Source organism: Gordonia sp. 11cp (genome assembly GCF_057767225.1).
On sequence record NZ_CM173437.1, the window covers coordinates 5,005,951 to 5,032,320 of the forward strand.

At 70.1% G+C, this 26,370-nt stretch carries 25 protein-coding genes; 7 read left to right on the forward strand and 18 right to left on the reverse strand.

Annotated features, from left to right (window positions below; translation table 11 throughout):
• Positions 1-68 precede the first annotated feature (68 nt).
• From AC3B6C_RS22345 to AC3B6C_RS22380, 8 genes are all read right to left on the reverse strand, one after another.
• Complete coding sequence (locus AC3B6C_RS22345) at positions 69-554, reverse strand: UDP-N-acetylmuramoyl-tripeptide--D-alanyl-D-alanine ligase (RefSeq protein ID WP_488374194.1); 486 nt, start codon at positions 552-554, stop codon at positions 69-71.
• Positions 554-2,230, reverse strand: coding sequence for a UDP-N-acetylmuramoyl-L-alanyl-D-glutamate--2,6-diaminopimelate ligase (locus tag AC3B6C_RS22350; RefSeq protein ID WP_488374195.1), 1,677 nt, complete (start codon positions 2,228-2,230; stop codon positions 554-556). Before AC3B6C_RS22350 ends, AC3B6C_RS22345 begins: the two co-directional genes overlap by 1 nt.
• Before the next feature lie 277 nt (positions 2,231-2,507).
• Positions 2,508-4,433 (reverse strand): peptidoglycan D,D-transpeptidase FtsI family protein, encoded by a 1,926-nt coding sequence (locus tag AC3B6C_RS22355; RefSeq protein WP_488374196.1) that lies wholly within the window; start codon positions 4,431-4,433, stop codon positions 2,508-2,510.
• Positions 4,434-4,542: 109 nt separating this feature from the next.
• Positions 4,543-5,391 carry a cell division protein FtsL gene (gene ftsL / locus AC3B6C_RS22360; protein ID WP_055476122.1) on the reverse strand — a complete coding sequence of 283 codons (849 nt, stop codon included), beginning with the start codon at positions 5,389-5,391 and terminating at the stop codon, positions 4,543-4,545.
• A gap of 2 nt (positions 5,392-5,393) precedes the next feature.
• Complete coding sequence (gene rsmH, locus AC3B6C_RS22365) at positions 5,394-6,380, reverse strand: 16S rRNA (cytosine(1402)-N(4))-methyltransferase RsmH (protein ID WP_488374197.1); 987 nt, start codon at positions 6,378-6,380, stop codon at positions 5,394-5,396.
• 258 nt (positions 6,381-6,638) lie between these two features.
• Positions 6,639-7,079 (reverse strand): division/cell wall cluster transcriptional repressor MraZ, encoded by a 441-nt coding sequence (gene mraZ / locus AC3B6C_RS22370; RefSeq protein WP_010843655.1) that lies wholly within the window; start codon positions 7,077-7,079, stop codon positions 6,639-6,641.
• Between the two features lie 594 nt (positions 7,080-7,673).
• Positions 7,674-8,078 carry a DUF3040 domain-containing protein gene (locus tag AC3B6C_RS22375; RefSeq protein ID WP_488374199.1) on the reverse strand — a complete coding sequence of 135 codons (405 nt, stop codon included), beginning with the start codon at positions 8,076-8,078 and terminating at the stop codon, positions 7,674-7,676.
• Between the two features lie 165 nt (positions 8,079-8,243).
• The gene (locus AC3B6C_RS22380) at positions 8,244-8,717 is read right to left on the reverse strand and encodes an SAV_6107 family HEPN domain-containing protein (protein WP_010843653.1); all 474 of its coding nucleotides are present in this window, start codon (positions 8,715-8,717) and stop codon (positions 8,244-8,246) included.
• A gap of 373 nt (positions 8,718-9,090) precedes the next feature.
• Between AC3B6C_RS22380 and AC3B6C_RS22385 the strand changes: the two genes are divergently transcribed.
• From AC3B6C_RS22385 to AC3B6C_RS22395, 3 genes are all read left to right on the forward strand, one after another.
• Positions 9,091-9,765 carry a GNAT family N-acetyltransferase gene (locus tag AC3B6C_RS22385; RefSeq protein ID WP_488374200.1) on the forward strand — a complete coding sequence of 225 codons (675 nt, stop codon included), beginning with the start codon at positions 9,091-9,093 and terminating at the stop codon, positions 9,763-9,765.
• 2 nt (positions 9,766-9,767) lie between these two features.
• Positions 9,768-11,387, forward strand: coding sequence for a phytoene desaturase family protein (locus AC3B6C_RS22390; RefSeq protein ID WP_488374201.1), 1,620 nt, complete (start codon positions 9,768-9,770; stop codon positions 11,385-11,387).
• 176 nt (positions 11,388-11,563) lie between these two features.
• Entirely contained in the window at positions 11,564-12,541 is a 978-nt protein-coding gene (locus AC3B6C_RS22395; RefSeq protein WP_488374202.1) for an LppM family (lipo)protein, read from the forward strand.
• A 48-nt stretch (positions 12,542-12,589) separates the two neighbouring features.
• Here AC3B6C_RS22395 and AC3B6C_RS22400 read toward each other — a convergent pair whose 3' ends face one another.
• Positions 12,590-13,567 carry a methylenetetrahydrofolate reductase gene (locus AC3B6C_RS22400; protein WP_035717842.1) on the reverse strand — a complete coding sequence of 326 codons (978 nt, stop codon included), beginning with the start codon at positions 13,565-13,567 and terminating at the stop codon, positions 12,590-12,592.
• Between the two features lie 11 nt (positions 13,568-13,578).
• Here AC3B6C_RS22400 and AC3B6C_RS22405 point away from each other — a divergent pair, with 11 nt between their 5' ends.
• Entirely contained in the window at positions 13,579-14,721 is a 1,143-nt protein-coding gene (locus AC3B6C_RS22405) for a polyprenyl synthetase family protein (protein ID WP_488374203.1), read from the forward strand.
• 8 nt (positions 14,722-14,729) lie between these two features.
• A complete protein-coding gene (locus tag AC3B6C_RS22410; RefSeq protein WP_488374204.1) occupies positions 14,730-16,313 on the forward strand; it encodes an alpha-(1->6)-mannopyranosyltransferase A in 1,584 nt (527 codons plus the stop codon).
• On the opposite strand, the gene AC3B6C_RS22415 is transcribed toward AC3B6C_RS22410, so the two are convergent.
• Positions 16,301-16,666, reverse strand: a complete 366-nt coding sequence (locus tag AC3B6C_RS22415) for an Rv2175c family DNA-binding protein (RefSeq protein WP_010843646.1) — start codon at positions 16,664-16,666, stop codon at positions 16,301-16,303. The two genes, AC3B6C_RS22410 and AC3B6C_RS22415, sit on opposite strands and share 13 nt — an antisense overlap.
• Positions 16,667-16,770: 104 nt before the next feature.
• Here AC3B6C_RS22415 and AC3B6C_RS22420 point away from each other — a divergent pair, with 104 nt between their 5' ends.
• Positions 16,771-17,985: a protein kinase domain-containing protein gene (locus AC3B6C_RS22420; protein WP_488374205.1), complete on the forward strand. Its 1,215-nt coding sequence runs from the start codon at positions 16,771-16,773 to the stop codon at positions 17,983-17,985.
• 54 nt (positions 17,986-18,039) lie between these two features.
• Here the strand turns inward: AC3B6C_RS22420 and AC3B6C_RS22425 are convergent, their stop codons facing one another.
• Both AC3B6C_RS22425 and AC3B6C_RS22430 read right to left on the reverse strand, forming a co-directional pair.
• On the reverse strand, positions 18,040-19,431 hold the full coding sequence (locus tag AC3B6C_RS22425) for a class II 3-deoxy-7-phosphoheptulonate synthase (protein WP_488374206.1): 1,392 nt from the start codon (positions 19,429-19,431) through the stop codon (positions 18,040-18,042).
• Between the two features lie 43 nt (positions 19,432-19,474).
• Positions 19,475-19,957: a polyadenylate-specific 3'-exoribonuclease AS gene (locus AC3B6C_RS22430; RefSeq protein WP_010843643.1), complete on the reverse strand. Its 483-nt coding sequence runs from the start codon at positions 19,955-19,957 to the stop codon at positions 19,475-19,477.
• Positions 19,958-20,059: 102 nt separating this feature from the next.
• On the opposite strand from AC3B6C_RS22430, the gene AC3B6C_RS22435 reads away from it, so the two are divergent.
• Positions 20,060-21,631: a mannosyltransferase gene (locus AC3B6C_RS22435; RefSeq protein WP_488376368.1), complete on the forward strand. Its 1,572-nt coding sequence runs from the start codon at positions 20,060-20,062 to the stop codon at positions 21,629-21,631.
• Positions 21,632-21,659: 28 nt separating this feature from the next.
• On the opposite strand, the gene AC3B6C_RS22440 is transcribed toward AC3B6C_RS22435, so the two are convergent.
• From AC3B6C_RS22440 to AC3B6C_RS22465, 6 genes are all read right to left on the reverse strand, one after another.
• Complete coding sequence (locus tag AC3B6C_RS22440; protein ID WP_014927312.1) at positions 21,660-22,370, reverse strand: lysophospholipid acyltransferase family protein; 711 nt, start codon at positions 22,368-22,370, stop codon at positions 21,660-21,662.
• A 154-nt stretch (positions 22,371-22,524) separates the two neighbouring features.
• Positions 22,525-23,532: an ROK family protein gene (locus AC3B6C_RS22445; RefSeq protein ID WP_010843640.1), complete on the reverse strand. Its 1,008-nt coding sequence runs from the start codon at positions 23,530-23,532 to the stop codon at positions 22,525-22,527.
• Positions 23,532-24,035, reverse strand: a complete 504-nt coding sequence (locus tag AC3B6C_RS22450; RefSeq protein ID WP_010843639.1) for a hypothetical protein — start codon at positions 24,033-24,035, stop codon at positions 23,532-23,534. Before AC3B6C_RS22450 ends, AC3B6C_RS22445 begins: the two co-directional genes overlap by 1 nt.
• 166 nt (positions 24,036-24,201) lie before the next feature.
• On the reverse strand, positions 24,202-25,431 hold the full coding sequence (locus tag AC3B6C_RS22455; RefSeq protein ID WP_010843638.1) for an ArsA family ATPase: 1,230 nt from the start codon (positions 25,429-25,431) through the stop codon (positions 24,202-24,204).
• A 20-nt stretch (positions 25,432-25,451) separates the two neighbouring features.
• Positions 25,452-25,889 (reverse strand): SRPBCC family protein, encoded by a 438-nt coding sequence (locus tag AC3B6C_RS22460; protein ID WP_014927314.1) that lies wholly within the window; start codon positions 25,887-25,889, stop codon positions 25,452-25,454.
• Complete coding sequence (locus AC3B6C_RS22465) at positions 25,889-26,347, reverse strand: hypothetical protein (protein ID WP_044506925.1); 459 nt, start codon at positions 26,345-26,347, stop codon at positions 25,889-25,891. Before AC3B6C_RS22465 ends, AC3B6C_RS22460 begins: the two co-directional genes overlap by 1 nt.
• Positions 26,348-26,370 lie beyond the last annotated feature (23 nt).

Genomic DNA, 26,370 nt, shown 5'->3' on the forward strand with positions numbered 1-26,370 from the left:
CTCCCCGAACCTGTCCTGTGCCCCGAGCCGGTGTGGTGTCGCCGACCTGCTCGTCCCCGCCCCGCCGGTCACGGTGCCGCCTCCTCGCCGGTCGTCGCGTCGACGACCCGCCATCCCGCGCTCTCCGACCACGCGGCGATGACCGCATCGAGGTCGGCGGTCGCCGTCGCCAGCAGGATCACGTCACCGGCGGCGGGACGCCAGTCCTGGTCGATGTCGGCGAGACCCGCGGCCTCGTCGGCGGTCGCGACGATGCGCGCCTCGTCACCCCAGGAACCCTCCATGACCGCGCCCTGATGGAGGGCGTGAACCGATCGTGAGTCACCCACGCAGAGAGTCTTGTCGACGGCCAGCCGGACCGCCAGGCGACCCAGCAGATCGTGTTCGACGACCCGCTGGTTCTCGGTGAGGCCCGCCGGTGAGGCGAGTTCGGCGATGACCGCCCAGGTACGACCCGCGCCGGCGGACTCGGCGAGGCGCCGGAGCAGCAGGCGGGCGTCGTCGACCGAGACCGGCGGGTTCCCACGGATGACCGTGACCGATGGCGTCGACATCACCGCTCCTCGGCCGCCGCGTCGGGGCCCCCGGGGGCGCGGGTGGTCCCCGTCGTCCACGATGTCGCCGCGCGGGACTCCAGCGCACGGGCGACGACCTCACGGTCGTCGAACGGATGCTTCACGCCGTTGATCTCCTGACCTGCTTCGTGTCCCTTGCCGGCGACCAGCACGATGTCACCGGGCTGCGCCCACGCGATCGCCGCCTCGACGGCCGCGGCGCGATCGCCGATCTCCCGGACGGGTTCGGCGTCACGGGGTCGCTCGGTCACCGGCACGGCGTGCGCCCCGGCGAGCACCTCGGCGCGGATCGCGCCCGGATCTTCGGTGCGGGGGTTGTCGTCGGTGACGACGACGAGTTCGGCGCCGCGCGCGGCGGCCTCCCCCATCAGCGGACGTTTCCCGGTGTCCCGGTCGCCGCCGGCACCGATGACGATGGCGACCCGTCCGATCGACTGCCCGCGCAGGGTCGTCAGCACCGCGTCGACCGCTCCCGGTTTGTGCGCGTAGTCGACCAGGGCCAGGAAGGGCTGTCCGCGGTCGATGCGCTGCAACCGTCCCGGCACGCTCACCGACGCCACCGCCTCGAGCGCGGTCGGCACCGACACCCCCGCGGCGTGCGCGACGGCGACGGCGAGCAGACCGTTGGCTACGTTGTACCGGCCGGGCAGCGGGATGCGGAGCTCGTGGGTTCCGTCCGGCTCGGAGAACGGTGTGCGTGACGAACCGTCGGGATCGAGCGACGACTCACCGGCGTGCCAGTGGGCCGGCGTCGGCCCGGTGGACACCGTGACCGGCTGCAGATGGGCGGACTCTCCCGGCCGCCGGGCGAGCTCGGCCATCCGTCGACCCCACTCGTCGTCGACGCAGACGACCGCCCGGACGGCATGGGTGGGGGCGGACGGGACGAACAGCTGCGCCTTGGCGTCGAAGTAGGCGCGCATCGTCTGGTGGAAGTCGAGATGGTCCTGCGAGAGGTTGGTGAACGCGCCGATCGCGAAATGCGCACCGTCGACGCGGCCGAGCGCCAGCGCGTGACTCGACACCTCCATGACCACGATGTCGACGCCGTCCTCGAGCATCGCCGCGAGCAGGGCCTGCAGGGTCGGCGCCTCCGGGGTGGTCAGCGAACTCGGCTGGGCGACGCCGTTCACGCGCGTCTCGACGGTGCCGATCAGTCCGACGGAGTGGCCGGCGGCCAGCAGGGCGGCCTCGACGAGGTAGGACGTGGTGGTCTTACCCGACGTGCCGGTGACACCGATGAGCTTGAGCCGCTGCGACGGGTTGCCGTAGACGCGCGCACTGACGTTGCCGAGGACCGTGCGCGGCGCCGGATGGATGAGGACCGCGACGGCGGTCTCCGGCGGCAGCACGCGGGCGAGCTCGGCCCGGCCGGCGGGATCGGTGAGGATGGCCGACGCACCGGCCGCCACGGCCTGGTCGGCGAATCGCGCGCCATGCGTGCTCGACCCGGGCAGCGCGGCGAACAGATCACCGGGCCGGACCTCCTGGGCACGCAGCGTCACCCCGGTCACGGTCGACTCGGCGTCGGCGCCGCCGACGAGGTCGAGCCTGGCCCCGGTGGCGGTGGACAGCACGGACACAAGTGTCGGCGTGACCTCGCTGGGACGGATGGGTCCACCACGCGGGTCTTGTGATCGTCGACGAGACGCCATCGGTGCTCCTCGCCTCCTCGGTTCTTCTCTCGCGGTTCTGCGCTGCGCGAGCGGGGTGTGCTCGCTGGTGCCGGCCGGTGCTGGTCGGGCGTGACGGATCGGTGCCGGGGTCGGTGGCGCGACATCGGATGGGGCGGGCCGCACGATGCGTCGGCCCTCTCCGGGGGCACGGAATCGCACTCACGATACCGACCCGCCCGGACGGTCCCGGCACACGGTGCGCCCGGGGCCACACGTGTCCGGATCGCCCGACCGGTCGGCGGCGGCTGCCGCCGGACTACCGCGCGGTCAGGGTCAGTCGCGGTGTCGGCGTCGACAGCGGCACCTGGGCGCGCTGGAGCATCCACGAGGTGATGGTCGAGAACAGCGGAGCGGCCGACTGACCGCCCGACCCGTCGGAACTGCGCCGGGGGTTGTCGAGCATGATGCCGACGACGTAGCGCGGGTTGTCGGCCGGGGCGATGCCCGCGAACGTGATGTTGTAGCGCGAGTTCGAGTAGCAGCCGCACGCCGGATCGACCTGCTGCGCGGTGCCGGTCTTGCCGCTCACCTGATAGCCGTCGACGGCCGCCTTGGTGCCGGTGCCCTGCTGGTCACCCGTCGGATCGTCCTGCACCACCGACCGGAACATGTCCCGCACGGTGCGCGCGGTGGACTCGCTCACGACCCGGACCGGCTGGGGCCGCGCCCGCTGGTCGGGTGTCGACCCGTCGCGCTGTTCGGAGGACAGAATCCGCGGCGGGATACGCAGCCCGTCGTTGGCGATCGCCTGGTACATGGCGGTCATCTGCAACAGCGACATCGAAAGCCCTTGCCCGATGGGCAGGTTGGCGAACGAACCGCCCGACCACTGACTCAGGGCCGGGACCTCCCCCGCGCTCTCCGCCGGCAGTCCCACCCCGGTCCGCTGTCCGAGACCGAACCTCTTGACCATGTCGGCGAAGCGCTCCTCACCGATCCGCTGCGCGAGCATCAGGGTGCCGACGTTCGACGACTTACCGAAGATCCCGGTGGTGGTGTACGGCTCGACCCCGTGCGGCCACGCATCGCGCACGGTCACACCGGCCATCTGGATGCTCCCGGGTACCCGATGAACCGTTTCCGGCCGGGTGATCCCGTATTCGACGGCCGCCGCGGCAGCGATCAGCTTGTTGACCGAGCCCGGCTCGAACGGGGACGTGACGGCGGGGTTGCCCAACTCGGCATCGGGCTGCTCGGACAGCGGGATCGACGCGTTGAAGGTCCCGTCGTTCGCCATCGCCAGCACCTCGCCGGTCCTCGCGTCCAGTACGACCGCCGACGCCCCCTGCGCACCAGATGCCTGCTTGGCCTTCATGATCTGACTCTGGACGAACCACTGGATGTCGGAGTCGAGGGTGAGCCGCACCGTCGCACCGTTGAGCGCCGGATGCACGTTGCGCATGCTGCCGGGGATGATCGCGCCGTCCGATCCACGGTCGTAGGTCCGCGAACCGTCGGTTCCCGACAGGATCGAGTCCAGCGACGCCTCGAGCCCGATGAGGCCGTTGCCGTCGTAGTTCACGTCACCGACCACGTTCGCGGCCAGCGATCCCCCGGGGTAGAGACGGATGCTCTGCGGGTCCGCGCCGACCTCGGGGAACTCCTCGGTGATCCGTGACGCGACATCGGGGCTCACCGAGCGGGCCAGGTACACGAAAGTGTCTTCGCCGGTGACCTTCTCGAGCAGATCCGCTTCGCTGATCGACCCGCCCAGGGCCACCGACACCCCCTTCGCGATCTCCTTGAGCCTGGTGTCGACGTCCGGCAGAGCCGGATTCTTTCGATGCTCTTCCTCGATCGTCTTGCGAACGGCCTTGGGCAGGAACGTCAACGATCTGGCTTCGTCGGTGTAGGCGAGCGGCCGCCCGTTGCGGTCGAGGATCGCTCCGCGTTTGGCGGTGAGCACCTGGGTGTACTCGCGCTGCTGCGCGGCTTCGGCGGAGATCGCCCCGGCCTGCACGGTGTGCACGACGATCATCTTGACCGCGACCGCGAGAACCACGAGCAGTACCAGCACTCCCGCCGCGCGCGCACGGAACACGAAGGTCTGCGGTCCCCGGCCGTTCCGCCCGCCGGTCCCCGGACGCTTCGGTCCCCCCGACCCCGCGGCGGGCCGCCGCCCGGGGCGGCGTCCCGGTCGTGCCGGCCCCGCGCCGAGCCGCTCGAAGGTCGCACGTGTCATGGTCGTCAATTGTTCACCGCTTCAACGTGGTTACACCGGATTTGACCCCGGCGGGTTGGAGATGACGCCGGAGACCCGGCGCACGTTGCGTGCCGGGCCGCCGATGAACTCACGGGGCGGGCACCACATTCGGCGCGGGAGTCGGCGTCGACGACGCGGCCGGCGGAACCACGCTCGTTCCGGACGGCACCGAATCGGTCCCGGACGGCAGCGGATTCGCGCCGGGCGGGGCGGTTTGCGACGGCGCCGGTTGCGACGGCGCCGGTTGTCCACCGGTCGGTTGCGATGGTGTGGGCTGCGGGGTGGTCGTCGGAACCGCGTCGGGCCCGTCAGAACCCGACCGTCCGCCCAGACCGATCGAGTCGTCGACCCGGCTCGGGTCGACCTGGTCCGCGGGATCCGGTGCGGTGTCGGGGTTCAGACTCCCCATCGGCCGGCCGGAGGCCGGTACCGGCTTGCCCACCACTCGCGGCCGCCGAGGGTCGTCGACGATCATGCGGGCGGGGTTGTCGGCCGGGATCATGCCGAGACGCGCTGCCTTGTCGGACAATTCGGGTGCCGAATTGCCGGATTCATAGGTGCGCTTGAGGGCGTCGCGTTGATCGATGAGGGACTGATTCTGTGTGCGCTCGATTCCCAGCTTGTAGGAGTCCTGGGCCGCCTTGGTCGACAGCCACAGGCTGAGGCCGAGGCCGAGCACCAGCAGTGCGATGACCGGTACGACGAAGGGGGTGTGCTGCAATCGCTCTCGCAGGGACACCCCGGTCATCGACAGTCCACCGCCGGTACGACGCGACGGTGCGGCACGACCTGCCGCGGTGCGGCGGTGGCGCCGGTCGAGTGCGCGTTGGGCGGCGCGCGACCGGGTCGCCCGCTCGGACTCGATGCGGGTCCGGCGTGACCGTCGGGAGTCGCGGTCGTCGTCGGCACGCGACGGGGCCTCGTGCAGGATGGTCATGCTCAGCCCTTCTTCTCGACTCGTTCGATCGCGCGGACACGAACCGGCGCCGAGCGCGGGTTGGTGGCCAGTTCGTTCTCGTCCGGCCGTTCGGCGCCGCGGGTGACGAGACGGAATTCTGGTGCGGTACCGGGTAATTCGACCGGCAGCCCGGGAGGCGACGTCGATGACGTGCGCGTGGCGAACTCGCGCTTGACGATCCGGTCCTCCAGCGACTGATAACTCATCACGGTGACCCGACCGCCGACCACGAGCGAGTCCAGGGCCGCGGGCAATGCCTCACGCAGGACGTCCAATTCGTGGTTGACCTCGATGCGCAGCGCCTGGAAGGTCCGCTTCGCCGGATGTCCACCGGTCCGCCTGGTGGCGGCTGGGATCGCGTCGTAGAGCAATTCGACGAGACGCGCACTGGTCGTGAACGGCTCCTTGTCACGCTCCCGCAGCACCGCCGATGCGATCCGCCCGGCGAAGCGCTCCTCCCCGTAATCGGAGAGGACACGGGCCAATTCGCCGTGTGAGTACGTGTTGAGCACGTCGGCGGCGGTGAGCGGATCGTCGGCGTTCATCCGCATGTCCAGCGGCGCGTCCACCGCATAGGCGAATCCGCGCCCGGCCTGGTCCAGCTGCATCGAGGACACGCCGAGATCGAACAGCGCGGCGTCGAGAGCCGATTGTCCCGCCGCGTCCATCACTTCGCGGATCTCGTGAAACGTCGCCTGGTGCAGCGAGATCCGGTCGGCGTACGGGCTCAGTCGCTCACGAGCGATCTCGAGCGCCGAGGCGTCCCGGTCGATGCCGACCACCCGGGCGTTCGGGAACGACTCGAGAACGAGCTGACTGTGTCCGCCGGCGCCGAGGGTGGCGTCGAGGAAGATCCGCGGATCGTCGGAATCCAGGGCCGGGGCAAGCAGTTCGACGATGCGAGCACCCATCACCGGTACGTGCCCGAACTCGCCGGACCGGCGCGGTTCGTCACCTGCATCGACCATGATGAAGACCCCCCATCGGCATGTATGCGGTATCGGCGGTGGGCGGTTGCTTCGGGTCGGCGAGAGCAGGCGGTCGGATGGAGCGGGGTCCCGACCCGATCACGCACCTGGCGTTGGGGAAGTACGCCAGGGTCGCCACCGGGCCGGGGCCTCGTGCCACCCGAAGCCTCTGGGCACCGAACTCGCCCATCGGTTGCTGTCTCTTCGGTCTGTGTCTCTTCGGTCTGTCTCTTGTCGGTAACCGGCGCAGGTGTCCGGCTACAGCACCGCGTTCAGTGCCGCGGAGTTTGCGGCCGAGAAGTTCTCCTCGTGCCGGGTCTGATATTCGTTCCACGCGGCCGAATCCCAGATCTCGAGGTGATCGAAGCTGCCGAACACCACGCACTCCTTCGACAGTCCCGCGTACACGCGATGGTCGGCGGACAGGCTGATCCTGCCCTGACCGTCCGGTCGCTGCTCTTCCGAACCGGCGAAGAACGTTCGCTGAAACGCACGCAGATCGGGGTCGTTTCGTGACGCCTCGACGATCCGTGCCGCTATCGCATCGAACTCCTCGGTCCGGTACACCGACAAGCTGTGATCTTGGCCTTTGGTGACCACTACCCCTCCTGCCAGTGCATCGCGGAACTTGGCGGGCAACGTGAGCCGCCCTTTGTCGTCCAATTTGGGCGTGTAGGTACCGACGAATCGCACGGACACGTCGACACCTCCTGCCCACCGGGATCTGCGCTTCCTGCGCTGTGGTGGACCGCTTCACCCAGTGATGCCACAGTACCCCACTTTCCACCACTTTCCACCCCCGCCACCCCCCGATTCCCCCACGCTCAACAAATTCGCAGTTCAGAGCAGTGAAACGCGGCGAGTGAAGCACGTGTCGCGGCGCGTCGCCGACGGAATTCGGCACTCGCACCCGTGACAAGAGGGGTCTGGCGATACCAGAGAGGTCAGAATGACCGGGACAAATGCGAAGGTGGGGCATAGTGGGGCGCTCGTGTGGGGAGAAGTGGGGAACGCCGGTGGGGCGTCGTGGGGACCGTCGACCGTGCGCCCGAATCCGTCGACTGTGCGTCCGAATCCGTCGACTGTGTGCGTCCGGATCCGTCGACTGTGCGTCCGATCCCGCCGACCGTGCGCCACATGGTCCGTCCGGTGCCCAGGCGGTGAACGGAAGCATGAAAGAGCCGCGTACCCGTGGGGTACGCGGCTCTTGTCGTATGCGGTTGTCGCGGTGGCGACGCGGTTGTCGCCGGGGTCGGTCAGCCGATCGACGAACGCGGAGTCGAGATCAGCGGATCACTCCTGCTCGAACCTGCGATTGAATCGCTCTTCCATGCGTTCCGACAGCTTGCGCTTGCCGCCGCCGGACGACCCGGGTTGCTTCTTCCCGGCCCGGGGCGCCGATGAACCGGACTCGGCGGTGCCGCTGTCCCCCCACAGAGCGAAGAGGCCGGCCCCGAACATCACCAGGAAGCCCAGCAGGCTCACTATCGGGAACCCGCCGATGGTGATGTCGACGATGAGTCCGCCGACCAGCATCACCAGGCCGACGACGAAGACCGCTGCCGCCTGCAGGCGACGACGACCGCTCGACCTCCCCAGACGTCGACGCTTGACACTGGACGCAAACTTGGGGTCTTCCGCGTACAGCGCGCTCTCGATTTGTTCGAGCATGCGTTGCTCGTGCTCCGAAAGTGGCACCGACCCTCCTTCTACTGATCCGTGACGCCGACGAAGGTCACCCGCGACCGGAAAGGCGTCTGCGCCTATATCGTCCCATGATACGAGGTGAAATCGACCACGACCACCATTACTCGCCGTTGCGGATGACCGGCCGGTGCGATAAACGACCAAGTGTGGCCGGATTCACGCCGTCGCCCCGATCTGAAGGGCCTCGGAACCGAGTTTTCCTTGCTCGTAGGCGATGACCATCGTCTCGACCTGTCGGAGGAAATCGAGTACGAGCAGTCGCATCCCCGCCACACTGTCGGGATCGACCGTGCGGATGATCCCGGACTCGATCTTCATCCGAACCGGCGAGAGCGAGGCGAACCGGGCAGCGATCGGCGCCAGCTCTGGTGCGACCACGCCGATGCGGGTCCAGGCGTTCGACGTCTTGCGCCGGATGGTCCCCACCGGCTCATGGACGGCGAGGGCCGCCCCCGATGCGCGGAGGGCCACCAGATAGAGCTGACGGAAACGTTCGGCGCCGTCTTCGACGCCGTCAGCGTTGTCGAGGAGCAGGTGCGCACGCTCGAGGAGGTCGCGGGCGCGGCCGACCATCACCGGATCGACGGGAACCGCGTGGGTGAGAGCTGTGGCGCTGCGATGCCTGGCCATGGCGTTCTCCTCCTCGTGCGTGATGTTTGTGTCCGGCGGCAGACGCTTCCCTCGTCCACCGCCGGACCGTGTCGTGGATGTGCGCGAACAGCTTGCGGAGGCACATTCATCGAACATCCGTTCGACAAGTTCAATATAGCTAGCCCGGCGTCGGTGTTCAAGACATCTGTGACCCGAAACCGCCGCCGCGAAGTACAACGCCACCACCTGCGACCCGATTCCTGCCGAGTGTGCATCATCGATAGGACAATTCCCGGAAGTGGCCCGCCATGCGATGCCCGGGAGAGGACGGCGCCGCCGCCCCCGCGCCGGCGACCGGCGTACGCGGGTCGACGACGCCCCACAGGATGACGACGCAGAGAACGGGAGTCCGTTGACGATCCGTCTGGTGAGCCTGACCGGCCAGGACGCCCGGGCCTGGCTCGAGCCCGCACTGGAGATCTACGTGACCGCGATGAACTATCCGCGCGGAACCGAGATCCACCGCGCCGGGTTGTGGCGCGAGCACATGGCCCGGCCCGGATGGCGTGCGGTGGGCGCGGTCGAGACCGTGAGCCCGTACGAGGCGCGGACCATGCCGGCCGCGCGACGTCGGGTCGGTCCGCCGGTCGGCATCGGACCCGACGACCTGCTCGTCGGGATCGCCTACGGCTACACCGGCGCGACGGGCCAGTGGTGGAATCAGCAGCTGCGGCTCGGCCTCCGCCAGACGGGCCGGCCGCCCGAGACGGTCGAAGCGATCGCCCGCGACTACTTCGAACTCACCGAGCTACACGTGCATCCGACCGCCCAGGGACGAGGGATCGGACAATGGCTGCTCGCCCGGCTCCTCGCCGACCGCCCCGAGCGCCACGTCCTGCTCTCGACACCGGAGATCCCCGCCGAGGACAACCGCGCATGGTCGCTGTACCGGCGGATGGGATTCACCGACGTCCTGCGTCACTTCACCTTCACCGGTGACCCACGTCCGTTCGCCTTCCTCGGACGCCCGCTCCCGCTGGAGCTGCAACCGCCGGCCGCGGCCCGACGCACCGGAACCGGGAGCTAGCGATGCACGGCACGCGGCGCGACGCCGTCGTCATCGGCGGGGGCCACAACGGCCTGATCGCCGCGGCCTATCTGGCGCAGGCCGGGCGGGAGGTGGAGGTCCTCGAGCGGGACGAGATCCCCGGCGGCGCCGTCTCGACCGTCGAACGGTTCCCCGGACACCGGGTCGACCGCGGGTCGTCGTCGCACCTGATGATCCGGCACTCCCCCGTCCTCGACGACCTCGACCTGGCCGCGCACGGCCTGCGATACGTCGACTGCGATCCGTGGGCATTCGTCCCGGCGACCGAGACGGCCCCGCCGATCATCTTCCGGAGTGACCTCGACGCAACCTGCGCGTCGATCGAGAATGCCTGTGGCGCAGCCGATGCCGCTGCCTACCGGAGGTTCGTCGCGACGTGGACGCCACGTGCGCGGGCGGTCATGGACGCGTTCTACCAACCCGCGACGCTGGGCAGATTCGGCCGCGCCTTCGGCGGCCTCGGCGGCACCGCCACCACGGCGCGCACCGGGGTCTTCGGCCGGCGGGGCGGCCGGGTGCTCAACCTCACCGCCGAACTGATGGCCTCGGGCGATTCCCTGCTCGACGAGTACTTCGACTCCGAGCAGCTCAAGGCCGGACTCGCGTGGTTCGGCGCCCAGTCGGGTCCGCCCATGAGCGCGCCGGGCACCGCACCGATGATCGGCTTCGCCGCACTCATGCACCGGATTCCGCCCGGTCGCGCGATCGGGGGCAGCGGTGCCCTCACCGATGCGCTCGTCCATCGGATCGGCGCGGACGGCGGCGTGGTCTCGTGCGGCGACCCCGCGATCTCCGTCGCCCGTTGCGGTGACCACTGGCGAGTGGTCACCCGCAGCGGCGAATCCCGCTGCACCGGGACCGTCATCAGCGCCTGCCACGTGCTGACCACGCTGGATCTGCTCGCCGCCGGCGGTTACGACGCCGGCATCATCGATCGGTGGCGACGCTCCATCGTCGTGGGCAGCGGAATCGGGATGGCCGTGCGGCTCGGGACGACGAGCCTGCCCGACTACCGGGATCTGCCCGGCGACCTGCCCGAGCACGGCGTCCATTCCGCTCTCGGACTGCTGGTCACCGACCGCGCCCACCTCACCAGGGCCCACGCCGCGGCGTCGGTGGGCGAGCTCCCGCCGCGTCCGGCCGTGGTCGCGATGAGCTATTCGGCGATCGACCCGACGCTCGCACCGCCGGGCCGCTCCGTCATCAATCTCTGGGCACAGTGGCATCCGTACCGGCTGGCCGAGGGCGACTGGCCCGCCGCGGCCGACCGCGCCGCGAAGGCGGTCTGCGACGAGGTCGACCGCCACGCACCCGGTTTCGCCGAGTCGATCGCGCACCGGTACATCCAGACGCCGAGAGACCTCGCCGACGAACTGGGTCTGATCGGCGGCAACATCATGCACGTCGAGATGTCCATCGACCAGATGTTCATGTGGCGCCCGACCCCCGACCTCTCGGGCCACCGCGTCCCCGGTGCCGACGGCCTGTTCCTCGCCGGTGCGTCGACTCACCCCGGTGGAGGTGTCACCGGCGCCAGCGGGTACATCGCCGCCCACGCGGTCCTGCGACGCCGGCGACGGGGGTTCGGCCGTCGGTCCTGAGTCTCCGACCATCGAATCCGAAAAGCGTCCCGGATAAGCGCCCTACGCGAGACCGCCGACAGCGATATGACACCGCTGCGCTTGTGCGGGGCGTATCGCCGGGGCGGTTTCCGGGCCGGAGGCCCGACGCGGCGCGGCGCGATCGGTGACCCGCGCTCCGGGCGGGGTCTGGCACGATGAGCACCGTGCGTTCGTCGAATCCCGTACCGGGTGCGCCCGGGTCCCGCCGTGCCCGGCGACTGCTGCCGTCCGCGGTGGCCGTCGCCCTCGTCGCCCTGTCCCCCCTGATGGCCGGTTGTCTCGAGCGGTCGACGACGGTCGGCGACCGCTACTCGGGGAGCGTGGTCGTGGCGACCACCCCGGACAATCCACGCGGGACACCGCAGTTCGATCTGCCCGAGTCGATGGTCGGGCAGGTCTCGGTGACCGACTACCGGCAGGCGCCCGAGCGACCCGACGACCCGTCGTCGACCCCCGGCGCCGGACCCGAGGACACGGCCGAACCGGAATCCCCCTCCTCCTCCGAGACCGCCGGGAACGACGACGCCGGCGCGGAGGGGAACCCCGACGAGGACGATCCCGCCACCCGAGTGGGCGCGCGGGCAACGTTCAGCGATCTCACCGCGGGACAGTTCGCCCAGCTCGGCGACATCGTGGCCGATGCCTACGGCGACACCTCGCTGACGATGGACCTCACCGCCAAACGCAGCGGCGAGGTGGTGCGTTTCCGCGGTGACACCGACCTGACCGAGCTCGTGCCGAACCGCGACTATGTTCAGCTGACCGTCACCTTCGGCGGGCCGGTGACCGCGACGAACGGCGAGCAGGTCGGCGAATCGACCGTGACCTGGACACCCGCACCGGGCGAGCCGTCGGACTTCAGCGCCGACGCCACCTATCCGGATCCGGCGACCGCCGCGGTCAGCAGTTGGTCGTGGTTCGTCGCGCTGTTGTGCGTCGTGGTCGTCCTGGTGATCGTCCGGATCGCCTACACCAAGCGCTACCGCGGACCACGCCCCGGACGTCCGGTCCCGACGACGACAGCTCCGTCGACGATCTCGGGCGAGGGACTCGCCGCTGCCGCCGATCCCGCGTCGGGTCCGGCCTCGGGAACGTCGGCACCGGACCGGACGGCACCGCCCGCCGACAAGTGATCCCGGCCGGCCGCGTCGAAGCCGGCGCGGCGGGACGGGTCCTCCCGATCAGGCCGAAACGTGCAACGCGGCGTCGACGTCCACGCCGAGGCGGCCCAGGACCTCTGTCGTGGCCTTGGCGAAGTTGAGGCTGCAGAAATGCAGGCAGGGCGCACCTTCGGCGATGAGGCGCTGCGCCATCTCGGTGGCGAAGTCGATGCCGACGGCGCGGACCGACGCGCGGTCCTCTTCGGCGCCGTTGCCCGCGGCCTTGGCGAAGCGTTCCTCGACGTCGGGCGGGATCACCGAACCCGACAGCTCGACCATCCGCCGCGCGGTGGCCAGCGAGGTCACCGGCATGATGCCGGGGATGATCGGCTTGCTTCCCTGCTCGGGATCGGCGGCCGCGACGCGGTCACGGAGTCGCAGGTAGTGCTCGACGTCGAAGAACATCTGGGTGATGGAGTACTCGGCTCCGGCTCGTAGCTTGTCGACGAGCGTGCGGGTGTCGTGATCGATGTCGGGCGACCGGTGATGGGTCTCCGGGAACGACGCCACTCCCACGTGGAAGTCGCCCAGCGTGTCGATGAGCCGGACGAGCTGCTCGGCATACTCGACGCCGTCGGGATGGGCGACCCACTCGCCGAGCGGGTCACCGGGCGGGTCGCCGCGAAGCGCGAGGATGTTGGTGATGCCCTGGTCGGCGTAGGCGCCGACCAGCGCCCGAAGTTCCGCGACGCTGTGGTTGACCGCGGTCAGGTGGGCCACCGGCAGCAGCGTGGTCTGCGCGGCGAGCTCGCCGGTGATACGCACGGTGCGGTCTCGGGTGGAACCGCCGGCGCCGTAGGTCATCGAGACGAATGCCGGGGACAACCGCTCGAAGATGCGCACCGCGCGCCAGAGCCGGGACTCGGCCTCTGCGTCACGCGGGGGGAAGAACTCGACGGAGAACGGGACCGGACCGCGGTGCGGAGCGGACAGGCGTTCGACGATCGAGGGTGCGGGAGCGGTTGGGGTCACTCGCACAGTGTACGGAGCTGGTCGCATAGCCTGGCAGGGTGACCTCCACGATCCCCACGCCCACCTCGCTCGATGCGGTCCCGGGCGCCGTCGAGGCCGAATTACGTGCTTTCTTCGCCGACGCGGTCCCCGCCACCGCCGCGATCGCGCCGGTGGTCGGCGAGGCCGCCGAACTGATCCGGGAGTTCGTCCTGCGTGGCGGCAAGCGCATCCGGCCGGTCTTCGTCTTCGCCGGATGGCGCTGCGGGACATCGTCGTCGGACCGCAGCCCCGTCGGGGACGACGCACCCGGCCCGCGTGACGCACTGCGGGTCTGCGCGGCACTCGAACTCGTGCAGGCCTGCGCGCTCATCCACGACGACATCATCGACCGGTCCGACACCCGGCGCGGGCATCCGACGCTGCACCGGGAGTTCGAGTCGCGCCACGCGGACGCCGCGTGGGCCGGGGACCCCGGTGCGCACGGGGTCGCGGCCGCGATCCTCGCCGGCGACTTCGCACTCGCGTGGGCGGACGACCTGGTCCACGGGCACCGGCCGGGGGTTTCGACCGAGACCGGCGGCCACCGTCGGTTGCCCGTCGACGTGGGCGCGACGTGGGCGGCGATGCGGACCGAGGTGCTCGGCGGCCAGTTCCTCGACATCGTGAACGAGGCCGGCGGTGACGACTCGACCGAGGCCGCGTACCGGGTGATGGAGTTCAAGACGGCTGCCTACACCGTCGCGCGACCACTCGAACTGGGTGCACGGATGGCGGGTGCGTCCGAACAGCTCGTGTCGAGCCTGCGTTCGATCGGGCACGATCTCGGGGTCGCGTTTCAGCTCCGCGACGATCTGCTCGGCGTCTTCGGCGATCCGGATCGGACCGGGAAACCGTCCGGCGACGACCTGGTCTCCGGCAAGCGCACGGCGCTGCTGGCGACCGCACTGCAGCGAGCCGATGCGGCCGACCCCGACCTCGGCGCCCGCCTGCGTTCCTATCTCGGGCGCTCCCTGGAGGCCGACGAATTGGACTCCGCGCGAGCCATTTTCGTCGAGGTCGGCGCGGTGGACGAGGTGGAGAACTCGATCGACGAGCTGTTGCGGTCGGCGTTGACCGCCCTCGACGCCGCCGACATCGGCGAGGACATCAGGGCCGAGCTGATCGCGGTCGCGCATCGCGTCGCGCACCGCGAGGCGTGAACGCTCCCGTGACGCGCGCCGCCGCCGGTGGCGCCGGCCGGGGCGATCTCGTCCTCGGTGCGATCGGGTCTGTGCTCGTCTGTCTCGGCAGCTTCGGCGTCGGCGACCCGCCGCGCAACTCCGCCCTCCTCTCGGACCTGGGTCTGAGCTGGATCACCTACGGACACGGGAAGAACGTCTTCGGCACCCTGTTCTGGCTGGGCGTGTTCCTGATGGTGTTCGGCTGGGTCCGGATGGGTCGTCGGATCATCGAAGCGAAGCGCGCCGCCGATCCGGACACCGTCGCCGATCTGCCGGACGCCGTGCCGACGACCCGGGTGCTGCGCCGGTGGGTGCTGGTGTGGGCCGCCCCGCTGCTCGTGGCGGTGCCGGTGTACTCCCGCGACGTCTACGCCTATCTGGCGCAGGGCGCCGTGTTCGGTGCCGGTTTCGACCCCTACGCCGACGGTCCCGCTCATGTTCCCGGTCCACTCGTGGACAGCATGGCGCAGGTCTGGGCCACGACGACCGCCCCGTACGGCCCGTTCTTCATGGGGATGCTGCGCGTGGTCACCGAGATCACCGGCGATCACGTGATCCTGGGCGTCCTGGCCATCCGGCTCGTGCTGCTGCCCGGACTCTTCTTGTCGCTGTGGGCGATCCCGCGACTGGCCGAACGGTTCGGGGCCTCCCCCCAGGCCGGACTCTGGCTGGTGCTGTTCAACCCGATGGTGCTGATCCACCTCGTGGCCGGGCCGCACGTCGAGCTGCTGATGATGGGCGTCCTCGTCACCGGGATCGTCCTGGTGGTCGACGGCCGGCACGTGGTGGGCACGTCGGTCCTGGCGCTCGCCGTGTCGATCAAGATCACCGCCGGGATCGCGTTGCCGTTCGTCCTGTGGATCTGGCTGTCGCACATTCGCTCTCGTCGACCCGTGACACCCCGCGACGTCGTGACGGTGTTCGCGTCGATCGTCGGGATCGCGGTGGCGGTGTTCGGGGTGTGGACCCTGGCGATCGGTCTGGGACTCGGCTGGCTCACCGGCCTGGGGTGGGCCGACGTCATCATCAACTGGTTCACCATCCCCACCCTCGCCGCCCATCTCGTGACCCTGGTCGCCGCACCGTTCGTCGCGCTCAACCTGCAACCGGTCCTCGAGGTCACGCGGGCGATCGGTTCGGTCGTCCTCGCGGTGACGCTCGTCGCGGTGTGGTGGCGGCACCGGCACGACGTCCGCGATGCGGTGGCCGGAATGGCCTGGGCGATGCTTGCCGTACTGCTGCTCGAACCGTCGACTCTGCCCTGGTATTACACGTGGGTGCTGGTGATCGTGGTGGCCTGCGACCTGCCCGTGTGGGTGCGGGCGACGGTCGTAGGAGCGTCGACGTTCCTGCTGATCGTCTTCCAGCCCGACGACGCGATCGTCTTCTACAAGCCGGTCGAGGTGGCGCTGGCAGCAGCACTCGCGGGACTCGCGGCCTGGTCGCTGTCCCATCGGGACCCGTTGCGGCTGGGCCGGTTCGGGCGACGGGCCGGGGCGGTCGGTGGGCCGCCGGACGCATCGGGCGCGGACGGGCACACGGTGCGGGACGGGACAGGTCAGAAGGCCTGAGCCTGGGCCCTCCGGATGACCTCACGCGCGGAGTGGGTGTGCAGTGCCGCGGCGGGATGGAGGCCGAGGTCGTCGTGCTCGGTGAACAGCCACGACATCGCCTCGTCGCGGGTGAATCCGCCGTCGAGGAGCACCTCGACCAGACCGTAGAAGTGCTTGACGACCCCGTCGTCGTCGAAGAACACCGCCGGGATCACCGGATGACCGTTGCGGGACACGGCGAGCAGGTGGTGATCGCGGATGAGTGTCCGGACCCGGTTTGTCGACACGTGTAGCCGGTCGGCGACGTCGTCGACCGACAGCACCTCGAGATCGGCGGGCAGCTTGTCGGGCGAGAGAGGTAGGGAACCCACGCCGAAAGCCTAGCGGGTCATCGGGGTCGGGTGAAACCTGCGGCGTGACGTGCACCGCGTTGCCTGCCCCCGACCGTCCCGGGCGGCAGGTAGATTCGTACACCGTGAACTCTCCCGTCGACGCCATGCTGGGGGCGGTCCTTGAGGACCGGTACCGGATCGACGCGCCCATCGCGCGCGGCGGCATGTCGGCGGTCTATCTCGCGGTCGACCTGCGGCTGGGACGCGACGTGGCGGTGAAGGTGATGGACTCCCGGTACTCCGGCGACCCACAGTTCTTGCGCCGCTTCGAGTTCGAGGCACGCGCGGTCGCCGGTCTGAAGCATCCGGGGCTCGTCGCCGTGTACGACCAGGGCATCGACAACGGCATCGCGTTCCTGGTGATGGAACTGGTCGACGGAGGCAGTCTGCGAGAACTGTTGCGTGAACGCGGCCCGATGCCACCCCATGCCGTCGTCGCGGTGGCCGCGCCGGTGCTGGGCGGGCTCGGCACCGCGCACGCCGCGGGCCTGGTCCATCGCGACGTGAAACCGGAGAATGTGCTCATCTCCGACGAGGGCGAGGTCAAGGTCGCCGACTTCGGACTGGTGCGGGCGGTCGCCGAGGCGGGGGTCACCTCGGCGAGCGTGATCCTCGGGACCGCCGCCTACCTCTCCCCCGAACAGGTCGAGTCCACCCACGCCGATGCCCGCAGCGACGTCTACTCCATGGGCGTGATGATGTTCGAACTCCTCACGGGCAGAACACCTTTCTCCGGCGACTCGCCGCTCGCACTCGCCTACCAGCGCCTCAGTTTCGACGTCCCGGCGCCCGGTGACGTGATCGCCGGGGTGCCCGAGGAGTTCGACGAGATCGTGCTGCGCGCAACCGAACGCAACCCCGCCGACCGGTACGTGGACGGCTTCGACATGCAGCGAGCCCTGCTCACGGTCGCCGACGAACTCGATCTCCCGCCGTTCACGGTGCCGGCCCCGCGCCGGTCGGCCGAACGACAGACGATGTCCCGCTACCGAGGCCACGATCCCGCCGGGCACGGCACACGGGTGCAGTCGGTACCCGGTCCGCACACCCCGGCGTCCGAGCCGGTGCGGCCGGCGACCGCCGACACCCCGGTCGAGCAACCGGCGGCGGACCGCGACGACCTCGCACCGCCGTCTCGTCCGGTGAGTCGCCGCACCCGGCCCGAGGACGTGGAGCCCGAACTCGTCGGCGGCAGCCGCCTGGGAGCGGTGCTGTGGATCGTCGTCGTGCTGCTGCTGACCGCCGGGCTCGGCGCCGTCGGATTCTGGGTCGGCAGCACGTTCCTGGCCATCGGCTGACCGGCTGCTCTGCGCCGCCTGACCCGCCGGTCGCGGGCCGGAGCGAAGCGAGGTTCAGCCGCGCAGCATCTCCGCGACGAGGAAGGCCAGTTCGAGCGACTGCTGGGTGTTCAGCCGGGGATCGCAGGCGGTCTCGTAGCGGCCGCCGAGGTCGAGATCCGAGATCTCCTGTGCGCCACCGAGACACTCGGTGACGTCCTCGCCGGTCAGTTCGACGTGGACGCCGCCGGGATGGCTGCCCAGCGCGCGATGGACCTCGAAGAAGCCCTGCACCTCGTCGACGATGCGGTCGAAGTGCCGGGTCTTGAACCCGGTCGACGCCTCGTGCGTGTTGCCGTGCATCGGATCGCACTGCCAGATGACCTTGTGCCCGGTCGCCTCGACGGCGCCGACGATCGCCGGCAGCACGTCCCGGACCTTGCCGTTGCCCATCCGCGCGACGAGTGTGAGTCGACCCGGCACGTTGTGGGGATCGAGACGTTCGACGTACTCGACGGCTTGCTCGGGGGTCGTCGTCGGCCCGATCTTCACCCCGATCGGGTTGTTGACGAGCTCGGCGAACGCGATGTGCGCACCGTCGAGCTGACGGGTCCTCTCACCGATCCACAGGAAGTGGGCCGACAGATCGTAGAGCACCTTGCCCGGACCGTCGGGGTCGTCGGCCAGACGCAGCATGGCGCGCTCGTAGTCGAGGACGAGTGCCTCGTGCGAGGCGAAGATGGAGGCGGAGTTCAGGTTCGAGTCGGTGACGCCGCACGCGTCCATGAACCGCAGACCGCGGTCGATCTCGGACGCGAGCGCCTCGTAGCGCGCGCCGGCCGGCGACGTGCGGACGAATTCACGATTCCAGTCGTGGACCCGGCTCAGATCCGCCTCGGCCTGGGTCAGGGCGCGGACCAGGTTCATCGCGGCGGCCGCGTTCGCATAGGCACGCACCAGTCGCGACGGATCGTGCGCGCGTACCGCCGCGTCGGCCGGGAATCCGTTGACCATGTCCCCGCGGTAGGAGGGCAGACCCAGCGCGTCGGTGTCGGACGATCGCGGCTTGGCGTACTGGCCCGCGATCCGCGCGACCTTCACCACCGGCATGCTGGCGCCGTAGGTGAGCACGACGGCCATCTGGAGCAGCGTTCGGATGTTGCCCTTGATGTGCGGCTCGGTGTTGTCGGCGAAGGTCTCCGCGCAGTCACCGCCCTGGAGGAGGAACGCACGCCCCTCGGCGACGTCGGCCAGCTGCGCGGCGAGTGTCTGGACCTCGGCGGGCATGCAGATCGGCGGAACCGACTCGAGCACGGTTCGCATCTTGCGCGCCTCGTCGGCCGGCCAGCTCGGCTGTTGCACCGCCGGGCGGCTGAGCGCGTCGTCGAAACGCGATTGGAGATCACCCGGGAGCGGAGGAAGCTCGGGGAGCTCGTCGATCGGCACGTCTACGGTCCAGTTCACCACCCGTCCAGGGTAATGGAGGCGGGGCGCACGACCCGTTCGCGGGTCAGACGCGGGTTTTCTCGATCGCCTCCCAGCGGCGCAGGTTGTGCCGGGCGTCGCTCAGCGCGTCGTGTGCGTCCGACGGCGTGGGCGGAAGCGGCGGCCGGCCCGCTGCCTCCCAGTGCTGGCGAAGTTCGCGGGTGAACCGCGGGATCTCACGCGGTAGCGCGGTCATCGGACCCCACAACTGGCAGAGCACGACGTGGTCGTAGGCGCCCACCCAGGCCCACAGCTCGATGTCGGTGCCGTCGGCGGTGAGGAACTCGAGCAGATCCTCACGGATCCGGCGCCGGTCCCGCCACGCGGACGACGACGGCGACGGCAGCTTCGGCAACACGTTGGCCCGCACCCAGTCCCCGGCGCGGCCGGGGTCGAATTCGGTCGACACCGCATAGAACTCGCGACCGTCCTCACCGACGACCCCGATCGAGACCAGCTCGATGGTGGTGCCGTCCTCGATGAACTCCGAGTCGTAGAAGAAGCGCATGGGTCAAGATTCACACACCCTCGCGCCGACCCGCGCACCGCGCACCGTTTCGCCATACCGCCCCCTGGCTGTCTACCCTGGTATTTCGTGCGCTCCAGGTCTGTGCTGGCGACCGCTCTCCTGGCGGCGTCGATCATCGCGCGGCTCGTCTGGGACACGCTGACCGTGAACGGCAGGAACTTCGTGGACCTGCACGTTTACCGCGACGGTTCGGCGGGTCTCGCCGACGGGTCGCTCTATGTCTTCACCTACGCCGGTGAGACCGACTTCGCGCTGCCCTTCACCTATCCCCCGTTCGCGGCCGTCGTGCTGTACCCGCTGTCACTCGTGCCGTGGGACCTGGTGGCGATCGGCTGGCAGCTCGCGACCTTCGGCGCGTTGTACGCCTGCATCGTGCTCGCGTTGCGCCTGTGCGGATCGACCACCGACGTCTACGCCATGGCCGCGTTGTGGACCGCGCCCGCGATCTGGTGCGAGCCGGTGCGGGTCACCCTGGACTACGGGCAGATCAACGTCTTCCTGATGCTGGGCACCCTGCTGGCGGTGTCGTGGGCGCGCAGCGATCGCGGGGTGCTGGCCGGCGGCGCGCTCATCGGTCTGATGGCGGGCATCAAGCTGACCCCGGCGATCACCGGTCTCTGGTATCTGGCCGCCCGCAAGCCCCTGGGTGCGGTGGCCGCCGCGGGCGCGTTCGTGTTCACGGTCCTCGGGTGCCTGCTGCTCTTCCCGGACATCACCCGCACCTATTACGGAACCCTCTTCGGCGACGCCGAGCGCATCGGTCCGGTCGAGGCGGTGATCAACCAGAGCCTGCGCGGCACCCTGTCCCGCGTCGTCGGCTTCGACGTGGGGACGGGCTGGATCTGGATGGTCGGCGTCCTGATCGCGCTCGTGGTGGCCGTGTTCGCCTGGCGGTCGGTGTCCGACGCGCTGGGCATCCTGCTCGTCGTGCAGTTCTTCGGGCTGCTGATGTCGCCGATCTCGTGGGTGCATCACTGGGTGTGGGTCATCCCGCTGGCGATCTGGCTCGTCCACGGCGCCGGATCGCGGCGTCGGGGTGCGCGGGTCGTGCTCGCGATGTGGGTGGCGGTCGCCGGACTCGGCATCCCGTGGCTGCTGCGCGTCACCATCGAGTACGGTCCTCATCCCCCGGCCGCACTCGAGGCGATCTTCGGGGCCGCGTGGCCGGTCGCCACCTTCGTCACCTTCGCCTGGATGATCGCGACTCGCGCCGCGCGCGACGACACCGCGGGCACCCGACCGCTCGACGTGGTCGCCGCGGCGATCATCGTCGACGGCCGGTTGCTCCTCGCGCAGCGGTCGCGCCCGGCCGAACTCGCCGGTCGCTGGGAACTACCCGGCGGCCGCGTGGAGTCGGGGGAAACGCATGCGGCGGCGTTGGTCCGGGAGATCCGCGAGGAACTCGGCGCCGAGGTCGAACCGGCGGAGGGGGTGGGCTCCCCGGTGGCGCTGCCCGGTGACCTGACCCTGCACGCCTATGTGGCACGGCTGCGTTCGGGGACGCCGACGGCACTCGAACACCTCGACGTGCGGTGGTTCTCCGCCGACGAACTACGACTCTTCGACGTCGCCGAGATCGTCCCGGCCGATCGCGACTGGATTCCGGAGCTGTGCGCCGTCCTCGACGGCACCCCCGTGGGCGACACCGGCTGATCAGCGGCGGCCCGGCGTCGGGTGCGCCTCAGGCGGCGGCGTCGGCCGCCGGCGGATCGACCGGCGGTGCCTGGTTCTTGAGGCTCGCGGCGTAGACGTCGACATACTGCTGACCCGACAGCTGCATCAGCTCGTACATGATCTCGTCGGTGACCGCTCGTTCGATGAAGCGGTTGCCCTCCATGCCCTCGTACCTCGAGAAGTCCAGGGGCTTGCCGATGCGGACCGCCACCCGGGTGGGTCGCGGGAGGACACTGCCGGGCGGGTTGAACTTGTGGGTGTCGATCATCGCGACGGGAATGACCGGAACCCCGGTGTCCATGGCCAGCCGGGCGAGCCCGGTCTTTCCCTTGTAGAGGCGACCGTCGGGCGATCGGGTGCCCTCGGGATACATCCCCATCAGCTTGCCCTTGTCGAGCTGGCGGCGTGCCGCGGTGAGTGCGCCCTCAGCCGCCTGCGCTCCGGATCGGTCGATGGGAATCTGTCCGACGGCGGTGAAGAACCAGCGCTGGAATCTCCCCTTGAGTCCGGTGCCGGTGAAGTACTCGCTCTTCGCGAGGAAGTAGATCCGTCGGTTGACCATCAGCGGGAGGAAGAAGCTGTCCATCACCGCGAGGTGATTGCTGGCCAGGATCGCCGGACCGTCGGTCGGGATGTTCTCGTGCCCTTCGATGGACGGCCGGCCGAGGACCCGCAGGACCGGGCCGATGAAGATGTACTTGAACGCCCAGTACCACATGAGATTCTCCTCGCCGCGCACACCGACCCGATGACCATCCGCCGGCCGATCGACCCGCGGAGACCGCGGAACCGACGGGTGGCCCGACGCCAAGACCTTACCCGCGTCGAACTCTACCGCCCGGCCGGGACCGGCCGTGGCCTCGCCGGCAAGCTCAGAGCCCGGAGACCGGACGCGACTCGGGGCCGGGTTCGGCGAGGGAGCGGGCGGTCGCCCGGATCGCCTGGCGCGCAACCTCTGCCGCGCCGACGACGCCGGCCGTCTCGCCGAGTTGGGTACCGCGGATGCGAGCGAGCTGGCGGTGCCCGGCGCCGGTGACCTGCCGGGCGTAGTGTTCCCGGGCCTCGTCGAGGAACAGACCCGACGCCGCGCCGACACCGCCGGCCAGCACGATGAGGTCGGGGTCGAAGATGTCGGCGATCATCGCGAGCCCCTGGCCCAGCGACGTCGCGAACCGTCCGAACGCCGCCAGCGCCACCGCGTCCCCGTCGGCGGCGGCCCGGGCGACCCGCCGGCCGGTCAGCGACCCGGGATCGGCCGCGACGTCCGCCGCGAGTTGACTGCGTCCCCAGTCGCCGTCGGCGAGCAACTCCACGACGGTGTCCACCAATGCGGTCCCGCTGCAGTACCGCTCCCAGCAGCCGCGTTTGCCGCAGGCGCAGGCACGCCCGTCCGGGACGATCGTCAGATGTCCGAGTTCCGGTGCCACCCCGTAACTTCCGCGGTAGATCTCCCCGTCGATGACGAATCCCGCACCGATTCCGGTACCGATCGCAAGGACGACGGTGTTGTGACCGCGCGCAGCCGCGCCGAATCGCCATTCGGCCACCGCGGCGGCATTGGCGTCGTGTTCGGCGTAGACCGGGATACCCACGCGCCGGGTCATCTCCTCGGCCACCGGCGCCTCACGCCAGGGCAGGTGCGGCGCGAACCGGACGATCCGGCGGTCGGTGGTGAGGAAACCGGCGATCGCGAGCCCGACGGCCTTCGCATCCCACCGGGAGGTCAGCTCGCCGACGAGCCGGTCCAGGCAGTGTTCGAGCGCGGCCGCCGTGGGCGGGGTCTGCGCACGGAGCGTGTCGAGCATCGTCCCGCGGTCGTCGACCACCGACGCGCGCACGCTGGTGCCGCCGATGTCGATGCCGATCGTCAGATCGCCCATCAGTTCTCCTGCCCGGGACCGGGTTCGGGGGGCGGCGTGGCCCGTCGTGGTGAGTCACCGGGACGCGGCGCCGCGGCGTCGCGACCTGCCGGGGCGTTGAATCGCACCGCGATCGGCTCGTACTGGCGTGGCGCCGCCGACGCGGTGGGTGAGGATCGCAGCGCCTCGGCGACGGCCTCGAGCACGGCGATGACCGCCGCTATCAGCCGGGCGACGAGGTCGCCGATCTCCGCGAGCAGCGAGGTGATCTCCCCCGACGCCCCGGCGAGAGCGTGTCCGAGCGGGCCACCGTCGGCGAAGGCCGCGAAACCGGGCCGGGTCCCGGCCGCAGTCCCACCGCCGGGGGCCGCCGTCTGCGGGGCCGGCGCGAAGAGCGCGGCCAGGTGGTCGATCTGGGTGGCCAGTCCGAGCAGCAGGTCACGCACCGGGTCGGCGGATTCGTCTCGACGCTCGTGCGCAGACCCCTCACCGGCCTGGCGGAACGTCTCGTCGTCCGTGCCCATCGCGAACTCTCCCCTTCTCCTGGCCCCACGGGTACACCCACCCGCATGTCGGTCGTCCGGATCACCGGCACCGTACCGTGCCGAGTCACTCGGTGCGGTCTGGCGAACGTACCCCGCTCGGGCGGATTCATTCCACCATCGCCGTTCCGCGCCGAGAGTGACCGGATCAGTTCTGGGGCCGGGGCCAGACCGACGGATCGGGGACGAACCCGATGCCCAGGTTCGTTCCGTCCCAGTCGGCGTCGACCACCGTGCATCGCCGCAGCACCGACGGCAGGCGCACCGGGTGGCGGAAACCCGCGATCGTCACCAGCAGGTCGTCTCCGCTGCGCCCGAGGGCCAGCGAATCCGGATCGGGTAGGCGCTGCGGCCACGACAGCCGATACACCGGGCCGGCCGGCCCGCCGCCCACGCGTCCCTGCCCCGCCTCGACCTCGGCCGCGGCCGACCCCCGCGGCATGCCGTGCGGCGCCGGCAGCGACACCGCGAGCTTGCGGAGCCGGGCCATGCGATCGATCGTGTCGGCCGACTTCTCGACGACCTGGACGCGGACGGATGGGGAGCCGTCGGCTGCCGCGAGTTCGGCCTGCACCATCTCGGCGATCTCGGCCACGGGCTCGGCGCCGACGCCACCGTTGACCTGGACCGAGGCCAGGGGCAGCCCCATGAGGTCGGCGGCGGCGAGGTGATGACCGGTCAGTCGCCGGCTCCGGTCGTCGGCGGCGAGCACGAGGTGCACCGCCACCGCGTGGGGGTCGGCGAACAGTTCGGCGATGTCGAGGCAATCGCGGTCGATGGCGTCGACGGCGGCCGTCAGCTGGGCGACCACCGGACGTTCGGCGGCCATCGCGAGACGGCGGTGCCGAGGCCAGAACCGATTCAGCGCTTGGCTGAGAACTGCTCCGCCACGCAGGAATTGCAGCGGGTCACCACACCCGGAACAGTCGACGACGATCCGCTGCCACCGGCCGCTGACCGCCTCGTCCCGGATACGCCGCAGCAGGAGGAAGTCGTCGATCCCCGGCAGCGAGGTGAGCTCGGCGGCGTCGATCCCGGCCAGCGTGCCGACCCCGGGCAGCATCGTCTTGCTGCGGCTCACCGTGTGCTCGAGGACGTCGACGAAAGCCGACCACGTGCGTTCGGTGAGGTCCAGCCGGTCCAGGCTCAGCAGGTGGAGGTACTTGGAGACCACGACGGGCTCCCCGGGCCGGCGATACACCCGTGCCCACTCGTGCACCGGCGACCAGCGGTCGACGGTGATGAGGAGGGTGTCGGATTCGGCGGCGGCGAGGCCCGATCGGGGCGAGGGTCGCGCCGCCCGGTTCGCGACGGGGCGCTGGGTCGCGCCGGCGGCTGCGATCGCGGAGACACCAGAGCCCCCCGGACCGAGCACCACGTGGATGGGTGTGAGATCGATCAGCCTTCGACCCTCTTCTTGAGGTCGTTCAGCGCAGCATCGGTGATGGCCTTCTCGGCGCGCCGTTTCAGCTGTCCGATCATCGGCACCTGCAGGTCGACCATGAGTTCATAGGTCACCTTCGTCGATCCCGGAACCTGTTGGGTGAGTACGTAACGCCCGCGCTGATCCTTCTGCAGATCACTCGACACCAGGCGCCACGAGACCGCTGTGGTGTTCGGATCCCATTCGTAGGCAAGCACATACGTGTCCTGCAGGACTCCGGCGTCGAGCATGAACCGGACCTCGGTGGCGCGGCCGGACTCATCGGTGCGCAGCACCTCGACCTCGCGAGCCGCGGTCACCCACTCGGGATAGTGCTCGAAGTCGGCGATGACGGCGAGGATGGCGTCGGCGTCGGCGCCGATGACGATGTCGCGTTCGGTGTGGTCGGCCATCACCGTGTCCCGGCCGCGGACGCGTCTCGTCCTGGTGCGGCGGCCTCGTGTCCGGCCGCCGGCCCACCGATGACACGGCCGTCCTCCAGCAGTCTCTTGACCTCGAAGGAGACGTCCTTGCCCGTCACCCGACGCTGCTTGTTCACCTCGGCCAGCACGTCGGCCCGGGCTCGCGCGTCCTCGGGCAGCGGGCCGGTGGGCTCGGCGTGGAGAAAATAATGAAGGACGAAGCCGTCGAGGACCGCCTCGTTCCAGATCTCCATCGTCCCTGACACCGGACCCTCGACCCGCCAGCGCACGCCCTGCTCGCCCCGGTCCTCGGTGACCGCCAGACGGAGGTCCGGCCACCATTTGCGCCAGTTGGCGGGGTCGCCGATCACGGCGGCTGCCGACGGCGGTGCCGCGGCGACGAAGACCTCGTCGGCCACCTGGATGCTCGTCACGCCCACTAGCTTCACATACTCGCGTCGACGCAGGGTAG